Genomic DNA, 21,918 nt, shown 5'->3' on the forward strand with positions numbered 1-21,918 from the left:
AGGCTTGAGGGCTGTGGAGGCTTTGTGGGAGCTGGCTTGCCGGCGATGGGCTGCAAAGCAGCCCCTGCTTTCTCACAGTTCGGTATTGCGGGTTTCTTTCAGGCACAGCACGGCAATCAAGCTGATCACCGCCGCCACCGACACATAACCCCCCACCCAGCTCAACCCACCCATGCTCACCAGCTTCTGGGCAAAGAACGGTGCCGCCGAGGCCCCGACGATGCCGCCCAGGTTGTATGCCGCCGAAGCGCCGGTATAACGCACGTGGGTCGGGAACAGTTCAGGCAGCAATGCTCCCATCGGTGCAAAGGTCACCCCCATCAGGAACAGCTCGATGGCCAGGAACAGCGCCACGCCTGCGGTCGACCCCGAAGTCAGCAGCGGCTCCATGGTAAAGCCCGAGGCCACTGCCAGCAGGCCGCCGACGATCAACACCGGTTTGCGCCCGTAACGGTCGCTGAGCCAGGCCGACAGCGGTGTGGCCAGGGCCATGAACACCACCGCGAAGCACAGCAGGCCAAGGAACATCTCGCGGCTGTAGCCCAGCGTGGTCACGCCATAGCTCAGCGAGAACACCGTGGAGATGTAGAACAGCGCGTAACAGACCACCATTGCCGCTGCGCCCAGCAGGGTCGGCAGCCAGTATCTGGAAAAAAGGTCGACCACTGGCATTTTCACCCGCTCGTGGCGGGCGACGGCCTTGGCGAACACCGGGCTTTCTTCCAACTTCAGGCGCACATACAGGCCCACCAGTACCAGCGCGGCGCTGAGCAGGAACGGAATGCGCCAGCCCCACTCGCGGAACTGCTCGTCGCTGAGCACCAGGGCCAGGGTCAGGAACAGGCCGTTGGCGGCCAAAAAGCCGATCGATGGGCCCAGCTGCGGGAACATGCCGAACCAGGCGCGCTTGCCTTCCGGCGCGTTCTCGGTGGCCAGCAAGGCCGCGCCACCCCATTCGCCACCCAGGCCCAGGCCTTGTCCAAAGCGCAGCAGGCAGAGGATGATCGGTGCCCATACACCAATGCTGTCATAGCCCGGCAGCACGCCGATGGCCGTGGTGGATACGCCCATCAGCAGCAGCGAGGCGACCAGGGTCGACTTGCGGCCGATACGGTCGCCAAAGTGGCCGAACAGTGCCGAGCCCAGCGGGCGCGCCAGGAAGGCGATACCGAAGGTGAGGAAGGCCGCCAGCATCTGCGCGGTACCCGACCCGGACGGGAAGAACACCGGGCCGATCACCAGGGCGGCGGCAGTGGCGTAGACGTAGAAATCGTAGAACTCGATGGCGGTACCGATGAAGCTGGCGGTGGCTACCCGCGCGGGCGAGTTGGCCGGTGCGGCAGGCGCTTCGGCATAGGTGCTGCTGGTTGTCATTGAATAGGTCCCTGACAGTCTGGTCCGGCTCCATGGGGATAAGCCCCGCGGCGTGCGATGCCAAAAGGCAGGCACGGTGGCGCGGGCGCCGGAGCGTTTTGTTGTTGTGTGCGCCCGACTGACGATAGCCCAAGGGGGATAGGGGCGGGGGCGGATACTGTTCGGGGTGTGAAGCAGGACCGCAGGGCGTGTCAGTGGAGCGGACTGGCCGTGGAGCGCCGGTTGCGGGTAGCAGGCGGGACGGCGGGGCTGGGTAAGCGTGACCCGAGTATAGCTATCGGGTCACGGTCCACACCAGTACCTTGCTGGCACAATTGTCCTCTGTTTCGAGGATTTCCAGGCGATAGCGGCCGATCTTCAGGCAAACGGCGCTTTCCGGGATGCTTTCCAGCGCTTCGGTGACCAGCCCGTTGAGGGTTTTCGGCCCTCCGTCGCAGGGCAGGTGCCAGCCCAGGCTGCGGTTGATCTCGCGCAGCGAAGCAGTGCCGTCGATGACGAAGGTGCCATCGGGCTGCGGGTGCACGTGGGGGTTGTCCAGGCTGTGTTCATCCTCGAACTCGCCAACGATCTCTTCGAGGATGTCTTCCAGGGTGACGATGCCCAGCACTTCGCCGTACTCGTCCACCACCACGCCCAGGCGGCGCTGCTGCTTGTGGAAGTTCAGCAGTTGCATCTGCAGGGGCGTGCTCTCGGGCACGAAATAGGGCTCGTAGCAGGCGCCGAGCAACATCTCCAGGGTCAGCTCGGCCTTGGGCAGCAGGTGGCTGATCAACTTGGTGTTGAGGATTGCTTCAACCTGGTTGATGTCGCTGTGGTACACCGGCAGGCGGGTGTGGCGGCTGACGATCAGTTGCTCGATGATGCGCTCGATCGGCTCGTCGAGGCTGATGCCGTCCACTTCGTTGCGCGGTACCAGGATGTCGTTGACGGTGATCTTGTTCAGTGACTGCAGGCCGTCCAGCAGGCCATGGCGCGGCGCTTCGTGTTCCTCATCCTCGTCGAATTCGTCGGCTTCCTGCGGATGCAGGGCCACGGCCGTGGGTTGCACCCGGAACGGACGCAGGATCAGCTTGGCAATCCCATCCAGCATCCAGGCCAGCGGTTGCAGCAAGGTGAGGGGTACTTTAAGCAGGCTGGCGCCGAGGCTGACGAACGCCTGCGGGTTGCGCCGGGCCAGGCGCCGCGGCAGGTATTCGGCAAACACCAGCAGGACGAGGGTGGCGGCCAACCCGGCCAGCCAGAAGCCGTGCTCGCCGCTATGGCGCTGGCCAACCAGGCAGGCCAGGCCCAGCACCAGCAGCTTGCCCAGGCTGGCGCACAGCACCAGGGCCTGGGCCGGCAGCACGGGCTGGCCATCCTCGCCGGTGCGCAGCGCGCCATTGAGTTGCAGGCGGGCGGCATCCACCGCGGTGAACAGCGCCGACCACAACAGCGCCAGTGCCAAGGTGCCGAATAGCGGTGCGTACGGCAGGGTATCCATGGGCGGCCGTCAGATATGCAGGATGAATTCGCGAACCAGCTTGCTGCCGAAATAGGCCAGCATCAGCAGGCAGAAACCGGCCAGCGTCCAGCGGATGGCCTTGTGGCCACGCCAGCCCAGGCGGGTGCGGCCCCACAGCAGCACGCTGAACACCACCCACGCGACACAGGCCAGCAGGGTCTTGTGTGCCAGGTGTTGGGCGAACAGGTTGTCGAGGAACAGCCAGCCGGAGATCAGCGAAAGCGACAGCAGGCACCAGCCGGCCCAGAGGAAGCCGAACAGCAGGCTTTCCATGGTTTGCAGCGGCGGGAAGTTGCGGATCAGCCCGGACGGGTGCTTGTTCTTCAGCTGGCGGTCCTGCAGCAGCAACAGCAGTGCCTGAAACACTGCGATGGTGAACAGCCCGTAGGCCAGGATCGACAGCAGGATATGCGCGAGGATGCCCGGCTCTTCGTTTACCAGCGGCACCGTGCCGGGGGGCGCGAACTGCGCCAGCAGCGCGGTCACCGCGCCCAGCGGGAACAGCAGCACCAGCAGGTTTTCCACGGGTATGCGCAAGCAGGCCAGCAGGGTCAGGGCGATGACCGCCACGGCGATCAGGCTGGCGGCACTGAAGAAGTCCAGGCTCAGGCCCAGCGGGGTGATCAGCTGGAAAAACAGCGCACCGGCCTGGGCGAGTACCGCGAAGGCACCCAGCAGGGCAAGCAGGCGCTTGTCGGCCTTGCGGTTCTGGGCAAGGTAAGAGCCCTGGTAGATTGCCGCGGCTATATATAGGCCGGCGGCTATCAGGTTGGGGATGAGGCTGGGTGAGGAGAACATAAGTCCTGGTTGGCGAGCCTTAAAGAGACGGAGTTTGGCATAGATCGCGCTGGTCTAGGAAGACTGGCAGACCGCGGTGCGGCCGGTTTTGAATGTGGTGCAGACCCTGTGGGAGCGGGTTCACCCATGAAGTGGCCGGCACAGCCACCGAATATCTATCAGGCCGCCAGCAAGGTGTGCGCCGCCGCCGCACTTCGCTATAATCGCCGCCTTGCTGTGCCCGGCGGGTATGCATTCCCCCCTGGGCGCCTGACAAACCTCGGCTTTTACTGGGCCTGAAAGGATCACCATGTTCGAAAACCTGACCGACCGCCTGTCACAGACGCTGCGCCATGTCACCGGCAAGGCCAAGCTGACCGAAGACAACATCAAGGACACGCTGCGCGAAGTGCGCATGGCCCTGCTCGAGGCCGACGTTGCCCTGCCGGTGGTCAAGGATTTCGTCAACAGCGTCAAGGACCGTGCAGTCGGCACCGAAGTATCGCGCAGCCTGACCCCGGGCCAGGCGTTCGTGAAGATCGTCCAGGCCGAACTGGAAAGCCTGATGGGCGCGGCCAACGAAGACCTCGCACTGAACGCCGCCCCGCCCGCCGTGGTGCTGATGGCCGGCCTGCAGGGTGCCGGTAAGACCACCACCGCCGGCAAGCTGGCGCGCTTCCTCAAGGAGCGCAAGAAAAAGAGCGTGATGGTGGTGTCCGCCGACGTCTACCGCCCGGCGGCGATCAAGCAGCTGGAAACCCTGGCCAACGACATCGGCGTCACCTTCTTCCCGTCCGACATCAGCCAGAAGCCGGTGGCCATCGCCGAAGCGGCCATCCGCGAAGCCAAGCTGAAGTTCATCGACGTGGTCATCGTCGACACCGCCGGCCGTCTGCACATCGACGCCGACATGATGGACGAGATCAAGGCGCTGCATGCCGCGGTCAAGCCGATCGAGACCCTGTTCGTGGTCGACGCCATGACCGGCCAGGACGCCGCCAACACCGCCAAGGCCTTTGGCGAGGCGCTTCCGCTGACCGGCGTGGTGCTGACCAAGGTCGACGGCGACGCTCGTGGCGGTGCCGCGCTGTCGGTGCGTGCCATCACCGGCAAGCCGATCAAGTTCATCGGTATGGGCGAGAAGACCGAAGCCCTCGAACCGTTCCACCCCGACCGCGTCGCCTCGCGCATCCTCGGCATGGGTGACGTGCTCAGCCTGATCGAGCAGGCCGAGCAGAACATCGACAAGGCCAAGGCCGACAAGCTGGCCAAGAAGCTGAAGAAGGGCAAGGGCTTCGACCTCGAAGACTTCCGCGACCAGCTGCAACAGATGAAGAACATGGGCGGCCTCGGCGGCCTGATGGACAAGCTGCCGAGCATCGGCGGGGTCAACCTGTCGCAGATGGGCAATGCCCAGGGCGCCGCCGAGAAGCAGTTCAAGCAGATGGAAGCGATCATCAACTCCATGACCCCGGCCGAGCGCCGTGATCCGGAGCTGATCAGCGGCTCGCGCAAGCGCCGTATCGCCATCGGTTCCGGCACCCAGGTGCAGGACGTCGGCCGCCTGATCAAGCAGCACAAGCAAATGCAGAAGATGATGAAGAAATTCTCCGCCAAGGGCGGCATGGCCAAGATGATGCGCGGCCTGGGCGGGATGCTGCCGGGCGGCGGCATGCCGAAGCTGTAACCCCTATTCCGGGGGCCTGCCGTTTGTCCGGCAGGTACCCAGAACCCCCGCTGTGGCGGGGCAATGGCCGCGGATTTCGCGGCTCAACCGGCAGATCTGGACGGCAGGGCAGGGCCTTGCCGAAAAAGTCATTTGCAAATGTCCGTGTATTCCCCGAGAATATGCGGCCTTTTGGGCACCCGTGTGCCTATTTGGCATTCAGATTTGCAGTACCAGCTGCTGTATCAACTGCAGCACCGACTATAGGAACGATGTTCACATGGTAACCATTCGTCTGGCCCGTGGCGGCTCGAAAAAGCGCCCATTCTACCACCTGACCGTGACCAACTCGCGTAACGCCCGTGACGGCCGTTTCGTTGAGCGCGTAGGTTTCTTCAACCCGATCGCTGCTGGCGCCGAAGTCAAGCTGTCGGTCAACCAAGAGCGCGTCAACTACTGGCTGAGCCAGGGTGCACAGCCGTCTGAGCGCGTTGCTCAGCTGCTGAAGGACGCTGCCAAGGCTGCTGCCTGAGTAGTATGAACGCGACGCCAGAAAAGGCTGACGACCTCATCGTCGTTGGCAAGATTTTTTCGGTTCACGGCGTTCGCGGCGAGGTGAAGGTGTATTCCTTTACCGATCCGATTGAAAACCTGTTGGATTATCCGCGCTGGACGCTTCGGCACGAAGGCAAGGTAAAGCAGGTCGAGCTGGTCAACGGTCGTGGCTCCCAGAAGGGCCTGGTCGTGAAACTGAAAGGCCTCGATGATCGTGATGAAGCCCGTCTTCTGAGCGGTTACGAAATCTGCATTCCGCGGAGCCTTTTGCCCAACCTGGCTGCTGACGAGTACTACTGGTACCAGTTGGTGGGCCTGAAGGTCATCAACCAGGACGAACAACTGTTCGGCAAGGTCGATCACCTGTTGGAGACCGGTGCGAACGATGTAATGGTGGTCAAGCCCTGCGCAGGCAGCCTGGATGATCGCGAGCGTCTGTTGCCCTATACGGCGCAATGCGTGCTCGACGTCGACCTGGAAGCAGGCGTGATGCGGGTTGAATGGGACGCGGACTTCTAAACGATGGGTAACCTTCGCGTAGATGTCATCACGTTGTTCCCCGAGATGTTCTCGGCCATCACGGAGTACGGCATTACCAGCCGCGCGGTGAAACAGGGGTTGCTTCAAGTGACTTGCTGGAACCCGCGGGACTACACCACAGATCGTCACCACACGGTGGATGATCGGCCGTTTGGCGGTGGTCCGGGCATGGTGATGAAAATCAAGCCTCTGGAAGACGCCCTGGTTAGCGCCAGGCAAGCGACCGGAGCAGCGGCGAAGGTGATCTACCTTTCGCCACAAGGCCGCAAGCTGACTCAGCAGGCGGTCAAAGGCCTGGCCGAACAGGAATCGTTGATCCTGATCGCCGGTCGTTATGAAGGCATCGACGAGCGCTTTATCGAGGCTCATGTCGATGAGGAGTGGTCGATTGGCGACTATGTGCTTTCCGGTGGCGAGCTGCCGGCCATGGTACTGATCGATGCGGTTACACGGCTGCTGCCCGGAGCTTTAGGGCATGTGGATTCGGCGGAAGAAGATTCCTTCACCGACGGTCTGCTCGATTGCCCGCACTACACCCGGCCTGAGGTGTATGCGGATCAGCGTGTTCCCGACGTGTTGCTAAGTGGCAACCATGCACACATCCGGCGTTGGAGAATGAAGCAGTCCCTTGGTAGGACCTTCGAACGACGCGCCGATCTTCTGGAAAGTCGCTCGCTTTCTGGAGAAGAGAAGAAGCTGCTCGAGGAATATCTCCGCGAGCGGGACGATAGTTAAACGTATCGATGGTGGATCACGTATCCATCTTAGGAGCACAGCATGACCAACAAGATCATCCAGCAGCTCGAAGCCGAGCAGATGAGCAAGGAAATCCCGACCTTCGCACCAGGCGACACCGTTGTCGTTCAGGTTAAAGTGAAGGAAGGTGAGCGTTCCCGTCTGCAGGCGTTCGAAGGCGTCGTTATCGCCAAGCGTAACCGCGGTCTGAACAGCGCCTTCACCGTGCGCAAGATCTCCAGCGGCGTTGGTGTAGAGCGTACCTTCCAGACCTACAGCCCGCAAATCGACAGCCTGGCCGTGAAACGTCGTGGTGACGTGCGTAAAGCCAAGCTGTACTACCTGCGCGACCTGTCCGGCAAAGCCGCTCGCATCAAGGAAAAACTGTCCTGAGTGCAGTTTGCCCGGTGGCCAAGGCCGCCTAGCGAGAAAAAAGCAGCCTTCGGGCTGCTTTTTTGCGTTTTGACCCCCCGAAGATGTGATTGCCATGACTACCCGAGACCAGGAAATCCTGCGCCGCACCGAGCTGTCGGTGACCCGCGTGACCAAGGCGGTGTTCCCCAATACCACCAACCACCACAACACCCTGTTCGGCGGAACCGCCCTGGCCTGGATGGACGAAGTGTCGTTCATCGCCGCCACGCGCTTCTGCCGCCTGCCGCTGGTGACTGTGTCCACTGACCGCATCGACTTCAAGCACCCGATCCCGGCGGGCTCGATCGTCGAGTTGGTGGGGTCGGTCATCAAGGTGGGTAATACCAGCTTGCAGGTGCAGGTGGATGTGTTCGTCGAGAACATGTACCTGGATGGGCGCGAGCGGGCCATTCATGGGGTGTTCAGCTTCGTCGCCATCGACGAGGACAAGCGCCCGGTGCCGGTTTTGCCCCAGGCCTGAGCCCATCCTGGGCCTGACGCGGTCCCTGTAGGAGTGGCCTTGTGTCGCGATGGGCTGCGCAGCAGCCCCAGGATTTCAGCAGGGCTGTACCATCTTGGGGCTGCTGCGCAGCCCATCGCGACACAAGGCCGCTCCTACAAGGCCCGCGTCAGCTGCCCAAGCCCCTGATTGGGCACGACAACTTGTCAGCTGCTGTGAAACACTAGCCCCACCTCCAACACCCAGCAGCCCCGAATGCCCGCCCTAGACCACCCCCTGATCGACCAGTTCCTCGACGCCCTGTGGCTTGAAAAGGGCCTGTCCGACAACACCCGCATGTCCTACCGCAGCGACCTCGCCCTGTTCAACGGCTGGCTGCAGGAACACGGCGTCAGTTTGCCCGACGCCGGTCGCGACCTGATTCTCGACCACCTGGCCTGGCGCCTCGACCAAGGCTACAAGCCACGCTCCACGGCACGCTTCCTGTCCGGCCTGCGCGGCTTCTTCCGCTACCTGCTGCGGGAAAAACTGGTGGCCATCGACCCGACCCTGCAAGTCGACATGCCGCAACTGGGCAAGCCGCTGCCCAAGTCATTGTCCGAGGCCGACGTCGAAGCCTTGCTGCAGGCTCCGGACCTGGGCGAAGCCATCGGCCAGCGTGACCGCGCCATGCTGGAAGTGCTGTACGCCTGCGGCCTGCGGGTCACAGAGCTGGTCAGCCTGGCGCTCGACCAGGTCAACCTGCGCCAGGGCGTGCTGCGGGTGATGGGCAAGGGCAGCAAGGAGCGCCTGGTGCCCATGGGCGAAGAAGCGGTGGTGTGGTTGCAACGCTACCTGCGCGATGGCCGAGCCGAATTGCTCAATGGCCGCCCCAGCGATGTCCTGTTCCCCAGCCAGCGTGGCGAGCAGATGACCCGCCAGACCTTCTGGCATCGCATCAAGCACCATGCCCGGGTTGCCGGTATCGACAAACCGCTGTCGCCGCACACCCTGCGTCATGCCTTCGCCACCCATCTGCTCAACCATGGTGCCGATCTGCGCGTGGTACAGATGCTGCTGGGCCACAGTGACTTGTCGACCACGCAGATCTACACCCATGTCGCCAAGGCCCGTCTGCAGCAACTGCATGCCCAGCACCACCCGCGTGGATGAATGTTTTTCATGTTCCGCCGACCGGTCCTTGCAAGGCCCTTCACCGGCGGTGTGATGTGGTAGGCTTGGACGGTTTGCACCAAGGGCCGCACGGTCACCGCGTATTTTCCGCAGGTGACGCCCTCCGGCCCCTGTCCGCCTTCAGGAGTTCCCATGCGCGTGACCCAGTTTTTCGCCGCCGCCGCGTTGGCGCTGGCCAGTACCTTTGCCGTTGCTGCGGCAACCGACAGCAATGCCGCTGCCGAGCAAGCCATCCGTAAGTCGTTGCAGAACCTCGAGCTGGAAGTGCCCGTCGAAAGCGTGGCCAGCAGCCCGGTCAGTGGCCTTTATGAAGTCAAGCTGCAGGGTGGCCGCGTGCTGTATGCCAGCGGCGACGGCCAGTTCGTGATGCAGGGCTACCTGTTCCAGATCCAGGACGGCAAGCCGGTCAACCTCACCGAGAAGACCGAGCGCCTGGGCATTGCCAAGCTCATCAACGGCATTCCAGCCGCCGAGATGGTGGTTTATCCTGCCAAGGGCGAGACCAAGTCGCACATCACCGTGTTTACCGATACCACCTGCCCGTACTGCCACAAGCTGCACGCCGAGGTGCCCGAACTCAACCGCCGCGGTATCGAAGTGCGCTATGTCGCCTTCCCGCGCCAGGGGCTCGGTTCGCCGGGTGACCAGCAGTTGCAGGCCGTCTGGTGTTCCAGCGACCGCCGTGCGGCGATGGACAAGATGGTCGAGGGCGAAGAAATCAAGGCCGCCAAGTGCGCCAACCCGGTCAGCAAGCAGTTCCAGCTGGGCCAGTCGATCGGCGTCAACGGTACGCCGGCGATCGTCCTTGAAAGCGGGCAGGTCATTCCGGGCTACCAGCCGGCACCGCAGGTCGCCAAGCTGGCACTGGCCAAGTAATCCAATTCAGTACGCCGTCGTCATGGGGTGACGGCATGTTTCACGGTCGGCATAGGTGTCGGCCGTTCAATGGGGAGTTCACAGTGAAACCGGTCAAAGTAGGCATCTGTGGGTTGGGGACCGTCGGTGGCGGAACCTTCAATGTACTTCAGCGCAACGCCGAGGAGATCGCCCGCCGTGCCGGGCGCGGTATTGAAGTGGCACAGATTGCCATGCGCTCGCAGAACCCGAACTGCCAGATTACCGGTACCCCCATTACCGCTGATGTGTTCGAAGTTGCGAGCAACCCGGAGATCGACATTGTCATCGAGCTGATCGGTGGCTACACCGTGGCCCGCGAACTGGTGCTCAAGGCCATCGAAAACGGCAAGCACGTGGTCACCGCCAACAAGGCGCTGATTGCCGTGCATGGCAATGAAATCTTCGCCAAGGCCCGCGAGAAGGGCGTGATCGTCGCCTTCGAAGCGGCCGTGGCTGGTGGCATCCCGGTGATCAAGGCCATCCGCGAAGGCCTGTCGGCCAACCACATCAACTGGCTGGCCGGCATCATCAACGGCACGGGCAACTTCATCCTCACCGAAATGCGTGAGAAGGGCCGTGCCTTCCCGGATGTGCTGGCCGAAGCCCAGGCGCTGGGTTACGCCGAAGCCGACCCGACCTTCGACGTTGAAGGTATCGATGCCGCGCACAAGCTGACCATCCTGGCTTCGATCGCTTTCGGCATCCCGCTGCAATTCGACAAGGCCTACACCGAAGGCATTACACAGCTGACCACTGCTGACGTGAATTATGCCGAGGCCCTGGGCTACCGCATCAAGCACCTGGGTGTGGCCCGCCGCACTGCCGAAGGTATCGAGCTGCGCGTACACCCGACGCTGATCCCGGCCGACCGCCTGATCGCCAACGTCAACGGCGTGATGAACGCTGTCATGGTCAACGGTGATGCCGCCGGTTCCACCCTGTACTACGGCGCCGGTGCCGGCATGGAGCCTACCGCTTCGTCGGTGGTCGGCGATCTGGTCGATGTGGTCCGTGCCATGACCTCCGACCCGGAAAACCGCGTGCCGCACCTGGCCTTCCAGCCGGATTCGCTGTCGGCCCACCCGATCCTGCCGATCGAAGCCTGCGAAAGCGCCTACTACCTGCGCATCCAGGCCAAGGATCACCCGGGCGTACTGGCCCAGGTGGCCAGCATCCTCTCGGAGCGTGGCATCAACATCGAGTCGATCATGCAGAAGGAAGCCGAGGAACAGGACGGCCTGGTGCCGATGATCCTGCTGACTCATCGCGTGGTCGAGCAGCGTATCAACGACGCCATTGTCGCCCTGGAAGCCCTGCAGGACGTGGTCGGCAAGGTCGTGCGCATTCGCGTCGAACAGCTCAACTAACAATAGTGCCGGCGGGCCGCCAGTGCGGCCCCGGCCCCAGCATCGAAGGTTTGCACCCATGCGCTATATCAGTACCCGCGGCCAGGCTCCGGCCCTCAATTTCGAAGACGTCCTGCTGGCTGGCCTGGCCAGCGACGGCGGCCTGTACGTCCCGGAAAACCTGCCACGCTTCACCCAGGAAGAAATCGCCTCGTGGGCCGGCCTGCCGTACCACGAACTTGCCTTCCGGGTGATGCGCCCGTTCGTCGAAGGCAGCATCGCCGATGCCGACTTCAAGAAGATTCTCGAAGAAACCTACGGCGAGTTCGCCCACGCCGCGGTTGCTCCGCTGCGCCAACTGAACAGCAATGAGTGGGTGCTGGAGCTGTTCCACGGCCCGACCCTGGCGTTCAAGGACTTCGCCCTGCAATTGCTCGGCCGCCTGCTGGACCACGTGCTGGCCAAGCGCAACGAGCGCGTGGTGATCATCGGCGCCACCAGCGGTGACACCGGTTCCGCCGCCATCGAAGGTTGCCGCCGTTGCGACAACGTCGACATCTTCATCCTGCACCCGCACCAGCGCGTGTCCGAAGTGCAGCGCCGGCAGATGACCACCATCTTCGGCGACAACATCCACAACATTGCCATCGAAGGCAACTTCGACGACTGCCAGGAAATGGTCAAGGCCAGCTTCGCCGACCAGTCGTTCCTCAAGGGCACTCGCCTGGTTGCGGTCAACTCGATCAACTGGGCGCGGATCATGGCCCAGATCGTCTACTACTTCCACGCTGCCCTGCAGCTGGGTGGCCCGGCGCGTTCCGTGGCGTTCTCGGTGCCGACCGGCAACTTCGGCGACATCTTCGCTGGCTACCTGGCACGTAACATGGGCCTGCCGGTCAGCCAGCTGATCGTCGCCACCAACCGCAACGACATCCTGCACCGCTTCATGAGCGGCAACCAGTACGTCAAGGAAACCCTGCACGCGACCCTGTCGCCGTCGATGGACATCATGGTCTCGTCCAACTTCGAGCGCCTGCTGTTCGACCTGCACGGCCGCAACGGTGGCGCCATTGCCGAGCTGATGGCCAACTTCAAGCAGGGTGGCGGCTTCAGCGTCGAGCAAGACCGCTGGACTGAAGCGCGCAAGCTGTTCGACTCGCTGGCTGTAAGCGACGAGCAGACCTGCGAAACCATCGCCGAAGTGTTCGCCGCCACTGGTGAAGTGCTCGACCCGCACACCGCTATCGGCGTCAAGGCCGCCCGCGAGTGCCGCCGCAGCCTGGACACGCCGATGGTGGTGCTGGGAACCGCGCACCCGGTCAAATTCCCGGAAGCGGTGGAGAAGGCCGGTGTTGGCAAGGCGCTGGAGTTGCCGGCGCACCTCAGCGACCTGTTCAGCCGTGAAGAGCGTTGCACGGTGCTGGCCAATGACCTGAAGGCTGTGCAGGGCTTTGTCAGCCAGCATGGCAACCGCGGCAAACCTCTGTAACGGCGTTGCTTTCCGGGGCTGCTACGCAGCCCTTTCGCGACACAAGGCCGCTCCCACAGGAGAATCGCGCCCCCTGTAGGAGCGGCCTTGTGTCGCGATGGGCCGCAAAGCGGCCCCAAAAATCTAAGCCTTTTCCCATACCTCTATCAGAAACATCCTATTCGGCCCGCCCAGCGCAAAGCCTAAATTAGCCGGTCCTCCCACCAGGAGCGGCTCATGTACCAGCCCTATGTGTTGATCCACCAGGCTCGCCCATCCCACCAGATCCTCCTGCACCAGGCCCTCAACGCCCAGGGCATGTTCCACGTGCGCATCAGCGAAACCAGCGCAGACCTTGACGCCTGCCTGAGCGCGGATCGAAGCCCCGACCTGCTGGTCCTTGACCACGCCATGCCAACCCGGGCCGGTCTTGCCGTGCTCGATCAGCAGCAGCGAACACGTGCTTTGCTGTTCGTCGGCCAGGCTACTCCCAAGCGCCGCAACCTCGCCCAAGAGGCCAGAAACCGGGGCCTGTGGGTGCTCGCCGAACTGCCCTGGCCGCTGTCGATGCCAAGCCTGCAGCGTGCCCTGCAAGCACTGCAGGTGCGCCCATGGCGACGTATTCAAACTGTCACCTGCGCCCCGCATGCTCACTGAAACAGTCGCGGTGTAACGAACTTTCCGCTGCGTCTGTTGGTCAGTTCCTCTATATCCCACCACGCAGCGAGTGATCCGGATGGAAAGAATCTGCAGACTGCTCAACGAAGCCCTGACCCCCTATCAGATCCACCTCGGCGTCGCCGATGCCCAGGGTAATCGTCAACTGACCATTCATGACCGCCTCGCCGGCATCACCCTGCGGCGCTCGGTCAGCGAGCGCCAATTGCAGGAACAAAGCCTGTTGATCGACCTGGTGGATGGCCTACACCGCGACCTGCAGATCGCCGAAGGGCGTTTGCAGCCATGTGTGATCGCGGCATTGCAGCAGCGCCAGCAACCCCATGGAACCTTTGCCTGAGTGGTTTATCAGAAACTGTAGGGGCAGCCTGGCCAGTGCTTTGCTCCGGCGCTGGCAAGGCTGTCACGGGAAGCCCCAAGGGCTTTCGCTTGGCCCCGGGCGTGTTTCCCCAGCGCCCGGGGTTTCTTTTTTTGGGGGGACAGGCACATATCCTTGTAGGAGCGGCCTTGTGTCGCGACGGGCCGCAAAGCGGCACCGGCAATCTTCGCGGCGAAGCTGAAAATGTGGGGCCGCTACGCGCCCCATCGCGACACAAGGCCGCTCCTACAGGGGCCGATCGGGCAGCTAGTGGCCTTCGAAGAAGCGCTTGCTCTCTTCCATGTAGTCTTCCTGCAACGCCGGGTCCAGCCAGCGTGCATACAACCCCGGCAACACATCCCGACGCAAGGCAGGCAGCAGCTGGTCGATGTGCGCTATGGCTTCACGCCCCAGTTCGCTGTTCGAACAGCCCACATGCAGAAACTGGTAGCGGTTTACCCCTTTCACAGGATGAAACTTGTAGTCAGCCAGAGCCCCGGCTTGCAGCTCGACCAGGTAGCGCACTTCGGGCCAGTAGCCGAGCACCATGCGCAGGCGCCCGAGCTGTTGCATCTGCAGCAGGTTGGCGGTGGCGTCGTTGCCGTAGTGGCGGCTGAACGCGGTGTCGGGCAACTGGTGCAGGATGGCGTCGATCTGCGTGCCATAGCTGCGTTCGGCAACAACCCCCAGCTTCAGCGGGGTGTTGCTCAGCAGGCCATGCAGGTCTACCTCCTGGCCGTCGAGGTAAGGTGCCACCAGCGCCTCGCTGTCCTTGCGCAGCACCAAACCTCCACTGAGCACGCCCAGGGAGGGCACGGAAAACCGCACATATTCTGCGCGGTCGGGTGTCCACAGCAGGGTTGGATCGCAGGTGAAGCTCTTCGGGTCCTGCAGCATCTGGATGCCGCGGGCGCGGTTGACCCGCACGATGCTATGGTCGTACTCGGGCATCTGCCTGATCAGCAGGGGCAGCAATTGGTCGATCACCCCTTGGCCTTTTTCCGGCCCTTCGAAAATGGTGAAAGGCGGTAGGTCGCGCACCAGCCAGAAGATGCGCTCCTTGGCGCTGGCTGGCTGCAGCATCAATGTAGGCAGCAGCCCGCAAAGCAGGACCAGGTGGCGTAAGCAACGGGCAGCGCACATGGACAAGGGCCGTGCCGGGGTCAGACCGTGCCTGCTGCGCGCAGGCTGGCGATGGCCGCGGTGTCGTAGCCCAGGCTGCCGAGCAGTGCCTCGGTGTGTTCACCCAGCGCCGGGCCAACCCACTCGGTGGAGCCGGGGGTGTCCGACAGCTTGGGCACGATGCCCGGCATGCGGAACGGCTTGCCGTCCGGCAGTTTGGCCTGCAGGAACATTTCGCGTGCCAGGTACTGCGGGTCGTTGAACATGTCCTCGGCCGAATAGATGCGGCTGGCCGGTACTTCGGCGTTGTTCAGTGCTTGCATCAGCTGCTCCAGCGGCAGGCTGTTGGCCCAGCGGTCGATTACCCCGTACAGCTCGTCACGGCGCAGGTCGCGGCCATCGTTGGTGGCCAAGGTCGGGTCGTCGGCCAGGTCGTTGCGGCCGATGGCTTGCATGAAGCGCTTGAAGATTGCATCGCCGTTGGCGCCGATCTGCACATGCTTGCCGTCTGCGCTGGTGTGGATGGAGGAGGGCGTGATGCCCGGCATGATGTTGCCGGTACGTTCGCGGATAAAACCGAACACATCGAACTCCGGGACCATGCTTTCCATCATGGCGAAGATCGCTTCGTACAGGGCCACATCCACCACCTGGCCCTGGCCGCCGTTGACTTCCCGGTGCCGCAGCGCCATCAATGCGCCGATCACCCCCCACAGGGCAGCAATCGAGTCACCGATGGAAATGCCCGTGCGCACTGGTGGGCGGTCGTCGAAGCCGGTGATGTAGCGCAGGCCGCCCATCGACTCGCCCACGGCGCCGAAGCCTGGCTGGTCTTTCATCGGCCCGGTCTGACCAAAGCCCGACAGGCGCACCATTACCAGGCGCGGGTTGAGTGCGTGCAGCACGTCCCAGCCCAGGCCGAGTTTTTCCAGCACGCCCGGGCGGAAGTTCTCGATCAGGATGTCGGCCTCGGCCAGCAGGCGCTTGAGAATCTCGCGGCCCTCGGGGTGCTTGAGGTTGAGGGTGAGCGATTGCTTGTTGCGAGCCTGCACGAACCACCACAGCGAGGTGCCCTCGTACAGCTTGCGCCATTTGCGCAACGGGTCGCCGCCATCGGGCGATTCGACCTTGACTACCTCGGCGCCGAATTCGGCGCAGATGCGCGAGGCGAACGGGCCAGCGATGAGAGTGCCGAGTTCGACAACTTTGAGACCGGCGAGGGGTTTGCTGGGCGTAGTCATGGGGCATCCGTGGCAGCTGGGCAGATGCGTGGTTTTATCATAGGTCCGAAGCGGCAGATACTGCTGCGGGGCAACGAAGGGCAGTATCGGTTAGACTGTGTCACTTTTTCTCTGCGCAAGAAGCCCGTCGACCATGGCCCAGCCGTCTACCACCTACAAATTCGAACTGAACCTGACCGACCTCGACCGCGGCGTGTACGAAAACGTCCGTCAGACCATTGCACGCCACCCTTCGGAAACCGAAGAACGCATGGCCGTGCGCCTGCTGGCCTACGCCCTGTGGTACAACGAAAACCTGTCGTTCGGCCGTGGTTTGTCTGATGTGGACGAGGCGGCGCTGTGGGAAAAGAGCCTGGACGATCGCATCCTGCACTGGATCGAAGTGGGCCAGCCGGACGCCGACCGACTGACCTGGTGCTCACGTCGCACCGAGCGCACCAGCCTGCTGGCCTACGGCAGCCTGCGCGTATGGCAGAACAAAGTGGTAGACGCGGTCAAGGGCCTGAAGAACCTGAGCATCGCCGCCGTGCCGCAGGAGGTGCTGGAAACCCTTGCCACCGACATGCCCCGTACCATCAAGTGGGACGTGATGATCAGTGAAGGCACCTTGTTCGTCACCGACGACCGTGGCCAGCACGAAGTGCAGCTGGAGTGGCTGCTTGGTGAGCGCGGCTGAAGCACCCCATGCGTATCGAACCTCGCCCGCTGCCGCCGACCCTTCCATTCCTGGGTAATCTGCCACCCTTGCTGACCCGCCTGTACGCCGCGCGCGGCGTGCAGAGCGAGGCCGAGCTGGACAAAAGCCTCGCGCGCCTGCTGCCGTATCAGCAGCTCAAGGGCATCGAGGCCGGCGTGGACCTGCTGGTCGAGGCTATCGACCAGCGCCAGCGCATCCTCATCGTCGGCGACTTCGATGCCGACGGCGCCACTGCCAGTACTGTCGGCGTGCTGGGCCTGCGCCTGCTGGGCGCGGCCCACGTCGACTACCTTGTGCCCAACCGCTTCGAATACGGTTACGGGCTGACCCCGGAAATCGTCGAAGTGGCGCTGCAACGCCAGCCGCAACTGCTGATCACCGTGGACAACGGCATTTCCAGCGTCGACGGTGTGGCTGCCGCCAAGGCCGCCGGGCTCAAGGTGCTGGTCACCGACCACCACCTGCCGGGCGCGGAGTTGCCCGACGCCGACGCCATCATCAACCCCAATCAGCCGGGTTGCAGTTTCCCGAGCAAGGCACTGGCCGGGGTAGGGGTGATCTTCTATGTGCTGATGGCCCTGCGTGCGCGCCTGCGCAGCCTGGGGCGCTACGAAACGCAGCCGCAGCCGAACATCGGCGAATTGCTCGACCTGGTTGCCCTGGGCAGCGTCGCAGACGTGGTGCCATTGGATGCCAACAACCGCATCCTGGTGCACCAGGGTCTTGAGCGCATTCGTGCCGGCCGCGCCCGGCCGGGGCTCAAGGCCATTCTTGAAGTGGCCCGTCGCGATCACCGGCGCATCACCTCGACCGACCTCGGCTTCATCCTGGGCCCGCGGCTGAACGCTGCCGGGCGCCTGGACGACATGAGCCTGGGCATCGAATGCCTGCTGTGCGAAGACGCGGCCCTGGCCCAGGACATGGCCCAGCAGCTGGATGACCTGAACCAGGACCGCAAGTCCATCGAACAGGGCATGCAGCGCGAGGCCCTGGCCCAGCTAAAGGACCTGCCTGTCGAGTCGATGCCATATGGCCTGTGCCTGTTCGATGCCGACTGGCACCAGGGGGTTATCGGTATTCTGGCTTCGCGCCTGAAGGAGCGTTACCACCGGCCGACCATCGCTTTCGCCGACGCTGGCGAGGGCATGCTCAAAGGGTCGGCGCGTTCGGTGCCGGGTTTCCATATTCGCGATGCGCTGGATGCCGTGGCGGCGCGCCACCCGCAACTGATCAGCAAGTTCGGCGGCCACGCGATGGCGGCGGGATTGTCGTTGCCTGAGGCCAATTTCCCTGCATTTGCCGAGGCGTTCGACGAAGAAGTACGACGCCAGCTGCGCGAAGAGGACCTGACCGGTCGGCTGTTGTCCGACGGCAGCCTGGCGGTGGAGGAGTTCCACCTCGACCTGGCCAAGGCCCTGCGCCATGCCGGGCCCTGGGGGCAGCACTTCCCCGAGCCGCTGTTCCATGGCGTGTTCCAGTTGGTGGAGCAGCGCGTGGTGGGCGAGCGGCACCTGAAGGTGGTACTCAAGAGCGAGTGCGGCTCGGTGCGGCTGGACGGCATTGCCTTTGGCATTGACCGCGAAGTGTGGCCGAACCCGACGGTGCGTTGGGTCGAGTTGGCGTACAAGCTAGATGTGAACGAGTTCCGTGGTAATGAAAGTGTGCAGTTGATGATTGCCCACATGGAACCGCGCTGACGGTAGATACCGCCGCTGCTGACGGCCTGGCGCTGGCCCGTTGTGGGAGCGGGTTCACCCGCGAACACCGGCGAAGCCGGTGCCATCCACCGAGTCGCTGCTTCGCGGGCATGCCCGCTCCCACAGGGCCTGCACCGGGCTTGAGGCTTGCACTGTACCTGTGGGAGCTGGCTTGCCGGCGATCACCGGCGAAGCCGGTGCCATCCACCGCGTCGTCTGCTTCGCGGGTAAACCGCTCCCACAAGGCTCTGCGGTGGGCTTGCGAAATTGCTCTCCGTACGACCGATGATCACATCAAACTCAGCGCGCCATACCTAACTCGGCATCATCCATCAGTGCCTTGGCCATCGCACTGAGATAGTGCGCAGCCCAGATCATCATGGGCTTCTCATCCATCAGCCCGACGATGGTCAACTCCCGCACATAGCCCATCAATTCCGAAGCTTGATCACGGGCGTCTCGGCACGGAATGCCCGCTTCGATGCGAAATAATGGGTGGGTCTGGTTTTCACCCTGAAAGAAAGTGGTCTTGCCTACGGTGAACTGGGTGTCTTCTGTGTTCATTGATCCCTCTCCTGATCATTCTGAGCGTTTTGTCGAAGGAGAAGAAATGAGGGGGATCAGGGACTGTCATTTTCATATCAATCACTCGTATGGTTGCTGATTGACCGCCTCTCCGACTCCACACGAAGGGTGGCAGTTGTACGCGGTGTGGAATCCAGGCTACGAGTAAACCCGGTAGGCTTTGCGGCCTTCCGCGCACAACTGCCATGACGACAGCTACTCGATAATTGATCGGGATTCCACCCCCGGCCGCTGAATGCCAGCGACCAGCAAAGGCTAGAGAGTCAGGATTCCAGTAACAATCAGACGCGAGTCGACAGGGCTTGTAGGGTATTTCCTCAGCTTAGGCTTCACCAGATCGGGATCGTAGGGATTATCTGAAATGCCTGTCAGAGTGCCTGCCTGTAGCGGCGGTCAGGGCTGCCAGGTGCCTGCCTTGAGAGTGATGTTGCCTAGGAGATCGAGCGCCGCGCGGGCGGCGCTCGATCTCATAGGCGCCACCACTCTCGATCCAACCCCCCCCCTTGCACACCCACCCGACATCCCATGGAACCTCCCCCCCAACCATTCTGGTCTAGTCTGAAGTTATGACCGGACCTGGGCCAGGGACGTGCAATTGAGTGTCCGGGCCGGATCACCATTGGAGTCCTTGGGAGGTGCCCTCATGAGCCTGCTGCTCGAGCCTTACACCCTGCGTCAGCTGACCCTGCCCAACCGCATCGCCGTTTCGCCGATGTGCCAGTATTCCGCCGTCGATGGTCTGGCCAACGACTGGCACCTCGTCCATTTAGGCAGCCGCGCCGTGGGTGGCGCTGGCCTGGTAATCACTGAAGCCGTGGCGGTGACCGCCGATGGCCGCATCACCGCTGAAGACCTCGGCCTGTGGAACGACGCTCAGATCGCCCCGCTGCAACGCATCACCCGTTTCATCACCGCCCAGGGGAGCGTGCCCGGCATCCAGCTGGCTCACGCGGGGCGCAAGGCCAGCACCTATCGCCCATGGCTGGGCAAGCAAGGCAGCGTCAAGCTCGAGGAGGGCGGCTGGCAACCGGTGGGCCCGTCGAAAATCGCCTTCGACCCGCAACACACGACGCCGCACGAGTTGAACCACAATGAGATTCAGGCTGTGATCGACGCCTTTGTCGCCTCGACCGAGCGTGCCCTGAAGGCCGGTTTCAAAGTGGTCGAGATCCACGCCGCCCACGGCTACCTGTTGCACCAGTTCCTGTCGCCGCTGAGCAACCAGCGTCGCGACGAATATGGCAGTTGCTTCGAAAACCGTATCCGCCTGACCCTGCAGGTGGTCGAGGCCGTGCGCAAGGTCTGGCCTGCCGAGTTACCGCTGTTCGTGCGGGTATCGGCGACCGACTGGGTGGAGGACGGCTGGAACCCGGATGAAACCGTCGAACTGGCCCGCCGCCTGCGTGGCTTGGGTGTCGACCTGATCGACGTGTCCTCCGGCGGCACCTCGGTCAATGCCGAAATCCCCACAGGGCCCGGCTACCAGACGCGCTTCGCCGAGCGTGTGCGCAAGGAATCGGAAATTGCCACCGGCACCGTGGGCATGATCACCGAGCCGGCCCAGGCCGAGCACATCCTGCGCACCGGCCAGGCCGACATTATCTTCCTCGCCCGCGAGCTGCTGCGCGACCCGTACTGGCCGCTACACGCCGACGACGACCTGGGCGGCAACAAGGCCACCTGGCCAGCGCAATACCAGCGCGCCACCAGCCGGGCCAACCCGATTCACGAGTCGGATTTGCGCGACTAGGGTCTACCTGTACTGGCCTCTTCGCGGGTGAACCCGCTCCCACAGGTACATCACTAACCTCAAGGGCTGTGATGTACCTGTGGGAGCGGGCAAGCCCGCGAAGAAGGCGGCTCGGTGTTTGGCACCGGCTTCGCCGGTGTTCGCGGCGGTTCGACGCCTCGATGACCCCGCCCCTACAACGACCGCGTTGGCTTCTCAACTCAGCTATAGGCGGCTTTGCTGAGGATATCGCTTACCCACTGGTTGATACTCTTCTCTGCCAACTCGGCCTTGGCGGCCACGCTGGCATGAAGGGTAGGTTCGAGTCGCAGGCTAAGCTTGCCAGAGTAGGTCTTCTGCGGCTCGCGGCCCAGGCGTTCGCAAGTCTCAAGATAATCGTCCACGGCTTCTTCGAATGCCTGGCGCAACTCACTGATGGATTCGCCGTGAAAACCGATCACATCGCGAATACCCGCAACGTGGCCGATCAGCAACTGGTCTTCGTCGCTGTATTCGATACGAGCGGCATAGCCGCGGTAAGTCATGACATTCATGGTATTACTCCTGCCTGCTCAAGGAACTGGCGGGCGTCTCGTAGTTGGTAGGGCTTTGCGTGCCTGTCCGGGTGAGGGCGGTGGAAGGTTGCCACTGCTCCATTGAGTTCAAAGCGAACCCGTGACCCTCGTCCTTCAATCACTCGGGCACCCAGGGATACCAACAGTGATTCCACTCGCGCCCACTCCAGCGTCCTGGGAACCGGCCTTTTCAGTACTGCTTCAAGTGTGGCTTGCTGATGATTATTCATGGTATCAGATTATGATACCAGCAAGCATGGCTCAATGGATGAGCAGTAGGAGGGAGTAGATCAAGCTTGAAGGAAATGTCTGAGATGTTAACCGAGGGGC

The 21,918-nt window shown here is 62.9% G+C and carries 23 protein-coding genes; 15 read left to right on the top strand and 8 right to left on the bottom strand.

The window, feature by feature from the left end; translation table 11 throughout:
* Positions 1 to 72 precede the first annotated feature (72 nt).
* From V3314_RS09090 to V3314_RS09100, 3 genes are all read right to left on the bottom strand, one after another.
* Positions 73 to 1,374, bottom strand: a complete 1,302-nt coding sequence (locus tag V3314_RS09090) for an MFS transporter (RefSeq protein WP_196187908.1) — start codon at positions 1,372 to 1,374, stop codon at positions 73 to 75.
* Between the two features lie 274 nt (positions 1,375 to 1,648).
* Positions 1,649 to 2,854 (bottom strand): transporter associated domain-containing protein, encoded by a 1,206-nt coding sequence (locus V3314_RS09095; RefSeq protein WP_338460154.1) that lies wholly within the window; start codon positions 2,852 to 2,854, stop codon positions 1,649 to 1,651.
* 9 nt (positions 2,855 to 2,863) lie between these two features.
* Positions 2,864 to 3,673, bottom strand: coding sequence for an inner membrane protein YpjD (locus V3314_RS09100; protein WP_025337912.1), 810 nt, complete (start codon positions 3,671 to 3,673; stop codon positions 2,864 to 2,866).
* Positions 3,674 to 3,962: 289 nt separating this feature from the next.
* On the opposite strand from V3314_RS09100, the gene ffh reads away from it, so the two are divergent.
* The 12 genes from ffh (at position 3,963) to V3314_RS09160 (ending at position 13,924) form a co-directional block, all read left to right on the top strand.
* Positions 3,963 to 5,339, top strand: coding sequence for a signal recognition particle protein (gene ffh / locus V3314_RS09105; RefSeq protein WP_013971189.1), 1,377 nt, complete (start codon positions 3,963 to 3,965; stop codon positions 5,337 to 5,339).
* 259 nt (positions 5,340 to 5,598) lie between these two features.
* Positions 5,599 to 5,850 (top strand): 30S ribosomal protein S16, encoded by a 252-nt coding sequence (gene rpsP / locus V3314_RS09110; protein ID WP_003259424.1) that lies wholly within the window; start codon positions 5,599 to 5,601, stop codon positions 5,848 to 5,850.
* 5 nt (positions 5,851 to 5,855) lie between these two features.
* Complete coding sequence (gene rimM, locus V3314_RS09115; RefSeq protein WP_013971190.1) at positions 5,856 to 6,392, top strand: ribosome maturation factor RimM; 537 nt, start codon at positions 5,856 to 5,858, stop codon at positions 6,390 to 6,392.
* A gap of 3 nt (positions 6,393 to 6,395) precedes the next feature.
* A complete protein-coding gene (gene trmD, locus V3314_RS09120; protein WP_003252146.1) occupies positions 6,396 to 7,148 on the top strand; it encodes a tRNA (guanosine(37)-N1)-methyltransferase TrmD in 753 nt (250 codons plus the stop codon).
* Positions 7,149 to 7,190: 42 nt separating this feature from the next.
* Positions 7,191 to 7,541, top strand: coding sequence for a 50S ribosomal protein L19 (rplS, locus tag V3314_RS09125; RefSeq protein WP_003252148.1), 351 nt, complete (start codon positions 7,191 to 7,193; stop codon positions 7,539 to 7,541).
* Positions 7,542 to 7,635: 94 nt separating this feature from the next.
* Complete coding sequence (locus tag V3314_RS09130; RefSeq protein WP_025337914.1) at positions 7,636 to 8,043, top strand: acyl-CoA thioesterase; 408 nt, start codon at positions 7,636 to 7,638, stop codon at positions 8,041 to 8,043.
* Between the two features lie 234 nt (positions 8,044 to 8,277).
* Positions 8,278 to 9,174: a site-specific tyrosine recombinase XerD gene (gene xerD / locus V3314_RS09135; protein ID WP_046616083.1), complete on the top strand. Its 897-nt coding sequence runs from the start codon at positions 8,278 to 8,280 to the stop codon at positions 9,172 to 9,174.
* A gap of 153 nt (positions 9,175 to 9,327) precedes the next feature.
* Entirely contained in the window at positions 9,328 to 10,071 is a 744-nt protein-coding gene (locus V3314_RS09140) for a DsbC family protein (protein ID WP_046616084.1), read from the top strand.
* A gap of 83 nt (positions 10,072 to 10,154) precedes the next feature.
* Positions 10,155 to 11,459, top strand: coding sequence for a homoserine dehydrogenase (locus V3314_RS09145; protein WP_046616085.1), 1,305 nt, complete (start codon positions 10,155 to 10,157; stop codon positions 11,457 to 11,459).
* 58 nt (positions 11,460 to 11,517) lie between these two features.
* On the top strand, positions 11,518 to 12,927 hold the full coding sequence (thrC, locus tag V3314_RS09150) for a threonine synthase (RefSeq protein ID WP_010952565.1): 1,410 nt from the start codon (positions 11,518 to 11,520) through the stop codon (positions 12,925 to 12,927).
* 216 nt (positions 12,928 to 13,143) lie between these two features.
* Positions 13,144 to 13,563, top strand: coding sequence for a histidine kinase (locus V3314_RS09155; RefSeq protein WP_046616086.1), 420 nt, complete (start codon positions 13,144 to 13,146; stop codon positions 13,561 to 13,563).
* A 79-nt stretch (positions 13,564 to 13,642) separates the two neighbouring features.
* Complete coding sequence (locus V3314_RS09160) at positions 13,643 to 13,924, top strand: DUF3509 domain-containing protein (protein WP_046616087.1); 282 nt, start codon at positions 13,643 to 13,645, stop codon at positions 13,922 to 13,924.
* A 285-nt stretch (positions 13,925 to 14,209) separates the two neighbouring features.
* On the opposite strand, the gene V3314_RS09165 is transcribed toward V3314_RS09160, so the two are convergent.
* Positions 14,210 to 15,085, bottom strand: coding sequence for a TIGR02285 family protein (locus V3314_RS09165; protein WP_338460155.1), 876 nt, complete (start codon positions 15,083 to 15,085; stop codon positions 14,210 to 14,212).
* 20 nt (positions 15,086 to 15,105) lie between these two features.
* The gene (locus V3314_RS09170) at positions 15,106 to 16,305 is read right to left on the bottom strand and encodes a CaiB/BaiF CoA-transferase family protein (RefSeq protein ID WP_196182976.1); all 1,200 of its coding nucleotides are present in this window, start codon (positions 16,303 to 16,305) and stop codon (positions 15,106 to 15,108) included.
* Between the two features lie 133 nt (positions 16,306 to 16,438).
* Here V3314_RS09170 and V3314_RS09175 point away from each other — a divergent pair, with 133 nt between their 5' ends.
* A complete protein-coding gene (locus V3314_RS09175) occupies positions 16,439 to 16,981 on the top strand; it encodes a YaeQ family protein (protein WP_013971198.1) in 543 nt (180 codons plus the stop codon).
* A gap of 8 nt (positions 16,982 to 16,989) precedes the next feature.
* On the top strand, positions 16,990 to 18,699 hold the full coding sequence (gene recJ, locus V3314_RS09180; RefSeq protein WP_085601932.1) for a single-stranded-DNA-specific exonuclease RecJ: 1,710 nt from the start codon (positions 16,990 to 16,992) through the stop codon (positions 18,697 to 18,699).
* Between the two features lie 300 nt (positions 18,700 to 18,999).
* On the opposite strand, the gene V3314_RS09185 is transcribed toward recJ, so the two are convergent.
* Entirely contained in the window at positions 19,000 to 19,263 is a 264-nt protein-coding gene (locus tag V3314_RS09185; RefSeq protein WP_338460156.1) for a DUF3077 domain-containing protein, read from the bottom strand.
* A gap of 664 nt (positions 19,264 to 19,927) precedes the next feature.
* Here V3314_RS09185 and V3314_RS09190 point away from each other — a divergent pair.
* Positions 19,928 to 21,034: an NADH:flavin oxidoreductase/NADH oxidase gene (locus V3314_RS09190; RefSeq protein WP_046616093.1), complete on the top strand. Its 1,107-nt coding sequence runs from the start codon at positions 19,928 to 19,930 to the stop codon at positions 21,032 to 21,034.
* 200 nt (positions 21,035 to 21,234) lie between these two features.
* On the opposite strand, the gene V3314_RS09195 is transcribed toward V3314_RS09190, so the two are convergent.
* Both V3314_RS09195 and V3314_RS09200 read right to left on the bottom strand, forming a co-directional pair.
* Positions 21,235 to 21,567, bottom strand: coding sequence for a type II toxin-antitoxin system HicB family antitoxin (locus V3314_RS09195; protein WP_003252175.1), 333 nt, complete (start codon positions 21,565 to 21,567; stop codon positions 21,235 to 21,237).
* On the bottom strand, positions 21,564 to 21,818 hold the full coding sequence (locus V3314_RS09200) for a type II toxin-antitoxin system HicA family toxin (RefSeq protein ID WP_087502647.1): 255 nt from the start codon (positions 21,816 to 21,818) through the stop codon (positions 21,564 to 21,566). Before V3314_RS09200 ends, V3314_RS09195 begins: the two co-directional genes overlap by 4 nt.
* Between the last annotated feature and the right edge of the window lie 100 nt (positions 21,819 to 21,918).

Origin of the sequence: Pseudomonas sp. TE3-3-F2023, assembly GCF_036784815.1 — a bacterium.
Classification (GTDB): domain Bacteria; phylum Pseudomonadota; class Gammaproteobacteria; order Pseudomonadales; family Pseudomonadaceae; genus Aquipseudomonas; species Aquipseudomonas pudica.

Coding starts and splice junctions, on each gene's coding strand:
- V3314_RS09090 (WP_196187908.1), bottom strand. CDS start 1,374: ATGACAACCAGCAGCACCTATGCCGAAGCGCCTGCCGCACCGGCCAAC.
- V3314_RS09140 (WP_046616084.1), top strand. CDS start 9,328: ATGCGCGTGACCCAGTTTTTCGCCGCCGCCGCGTTGGCGCTGGCCAGT.
- V3314_RS09195 (WP_003252175.1), bottom strand. CDS start 21,567: ATGAATGTCATGACTTACCGCGGCTATGCCGCTCGTATCGAATACAGC.
- V3314_RS09185 (WP_338460156.1), bottom strand. CDS start 19,263: ATGAACACAGAAGACACCCAGTTCACCGTAGGCAAGACCACTTTCTTT.
- V3314_RS09175 (WP_013971198.1), top strand. CDS start 16,439: ATGGCCCAGCCGTCTACCACCTACAAATTCGAACTGAACCTGACCGAC.
- ffh (WP_013971189.1), top strand. CDS start 3,963: ATGTTCGAAAACCTGACCGACCGCCTGTCACAGACGCTGCGCCATGTC.
- trmD (WP_003252146.1), top strand. CDS start 6,396: ATGGGTAACCTTCGCGTAGATGTCATCACGTTGTTCCCCGAGATGTTC.
- V3314_RS09130 (WP_025337914.1), top strand. CDS start 7,636: ATGACTACCCGAGACCAGGAAATCCTGCGCCGCACCGAGCTGTCGGTG.
- V3314_RS09155 (WP_046616086.1), top strand. CDS start 13,144: ATGTACCAGCCCTATGTGTTGATCCACCAGGCTCGCCCATCCCACCAG.
- V3314_RS09095 (WP_338460154.1), bottom strand. CDS start 2,854: ATGGATACCCTGCCGTACGCACCGCTATTCGGCACCTTGGCACTGGCG.
- V3314_RS09160 (WP_046616087.1), top strand. CDS start 13,643: ATGGAAAGAATCTGCAGACTGCTCAACGAAGCCCTGACCCCCTATCAG.
- V3314_RS09100 (WP_025337912.1), bottom strand. CDS start 3,673: ATGTTCTCCTCACCCAGCCTCATCCCCAACCTGATAGCCGCCGGCCTA.
- V3314_RS09190 (WP_046616093.1), top strand. CDS start 19,928: ATGAGCCTGCTGCTCGAGCCTTACACCCTGCGTCAGCTGACCCTGCCC.
- V3314_RS09200 (WP_087502647.1), bottom strand. CDS start 21,818: ATGAATAATCATCAGCAAGCCACACTTGAAGCAGTACTGAAAAGGCCG.
- rimM (WP_013971190.1), top strand. CDS start 5,856: ATGAACGCGACGCCAGAAAAGGCTGACGACCTCATCGTCGTTGGCAAG.
- thrC (WP_010952565.1), top strand. CDS start 11,518: ATGCGCTATATCAGTACCCGCGGCCAGGCTCCGGCCCTCAATTTCGAA.
- rplS (WP_003252148.1), top strand. CDS start 7,191: ATGACCAACAAGATCATCCAGCAGCTCGAAGCCGAGCAGATGAGCAAG.
- xerD (WP_046616083.1), top strand. CDS start 8,278: ATGCCCGCCCTAGACCACCCCCTGATCGACCAGTTCCTCGACGCCCTG.
- V3314_RS09170 (WP_196182976.1), bottom strand. CDS start 16,305: ATGACTACGCCCAGCAAACCCCTCGCCGGTCTCAAAGTTGTCGAACTC.
- V3314_RS09165 (WP_338460155.1), bottom strand. CDS start 15,085: ATGTGCGCTGCCCGTTGCTTACGCCACCTGGTCCTGCTTTGCGGGCTG.
- recJ (WP_085601932.1), top strand. CDS start 16,990: ATGCGTATCGAACCTCGCCCGCTGCCGCCGACCCTTCCATTCCTGGGT.
- rpsP (WP_003259424.1), top strand. CDS start 5,599: ATGGTAACCATTCGTCTGGCCCGTGGCGGCTCGAAAAAGCGCCCATTC.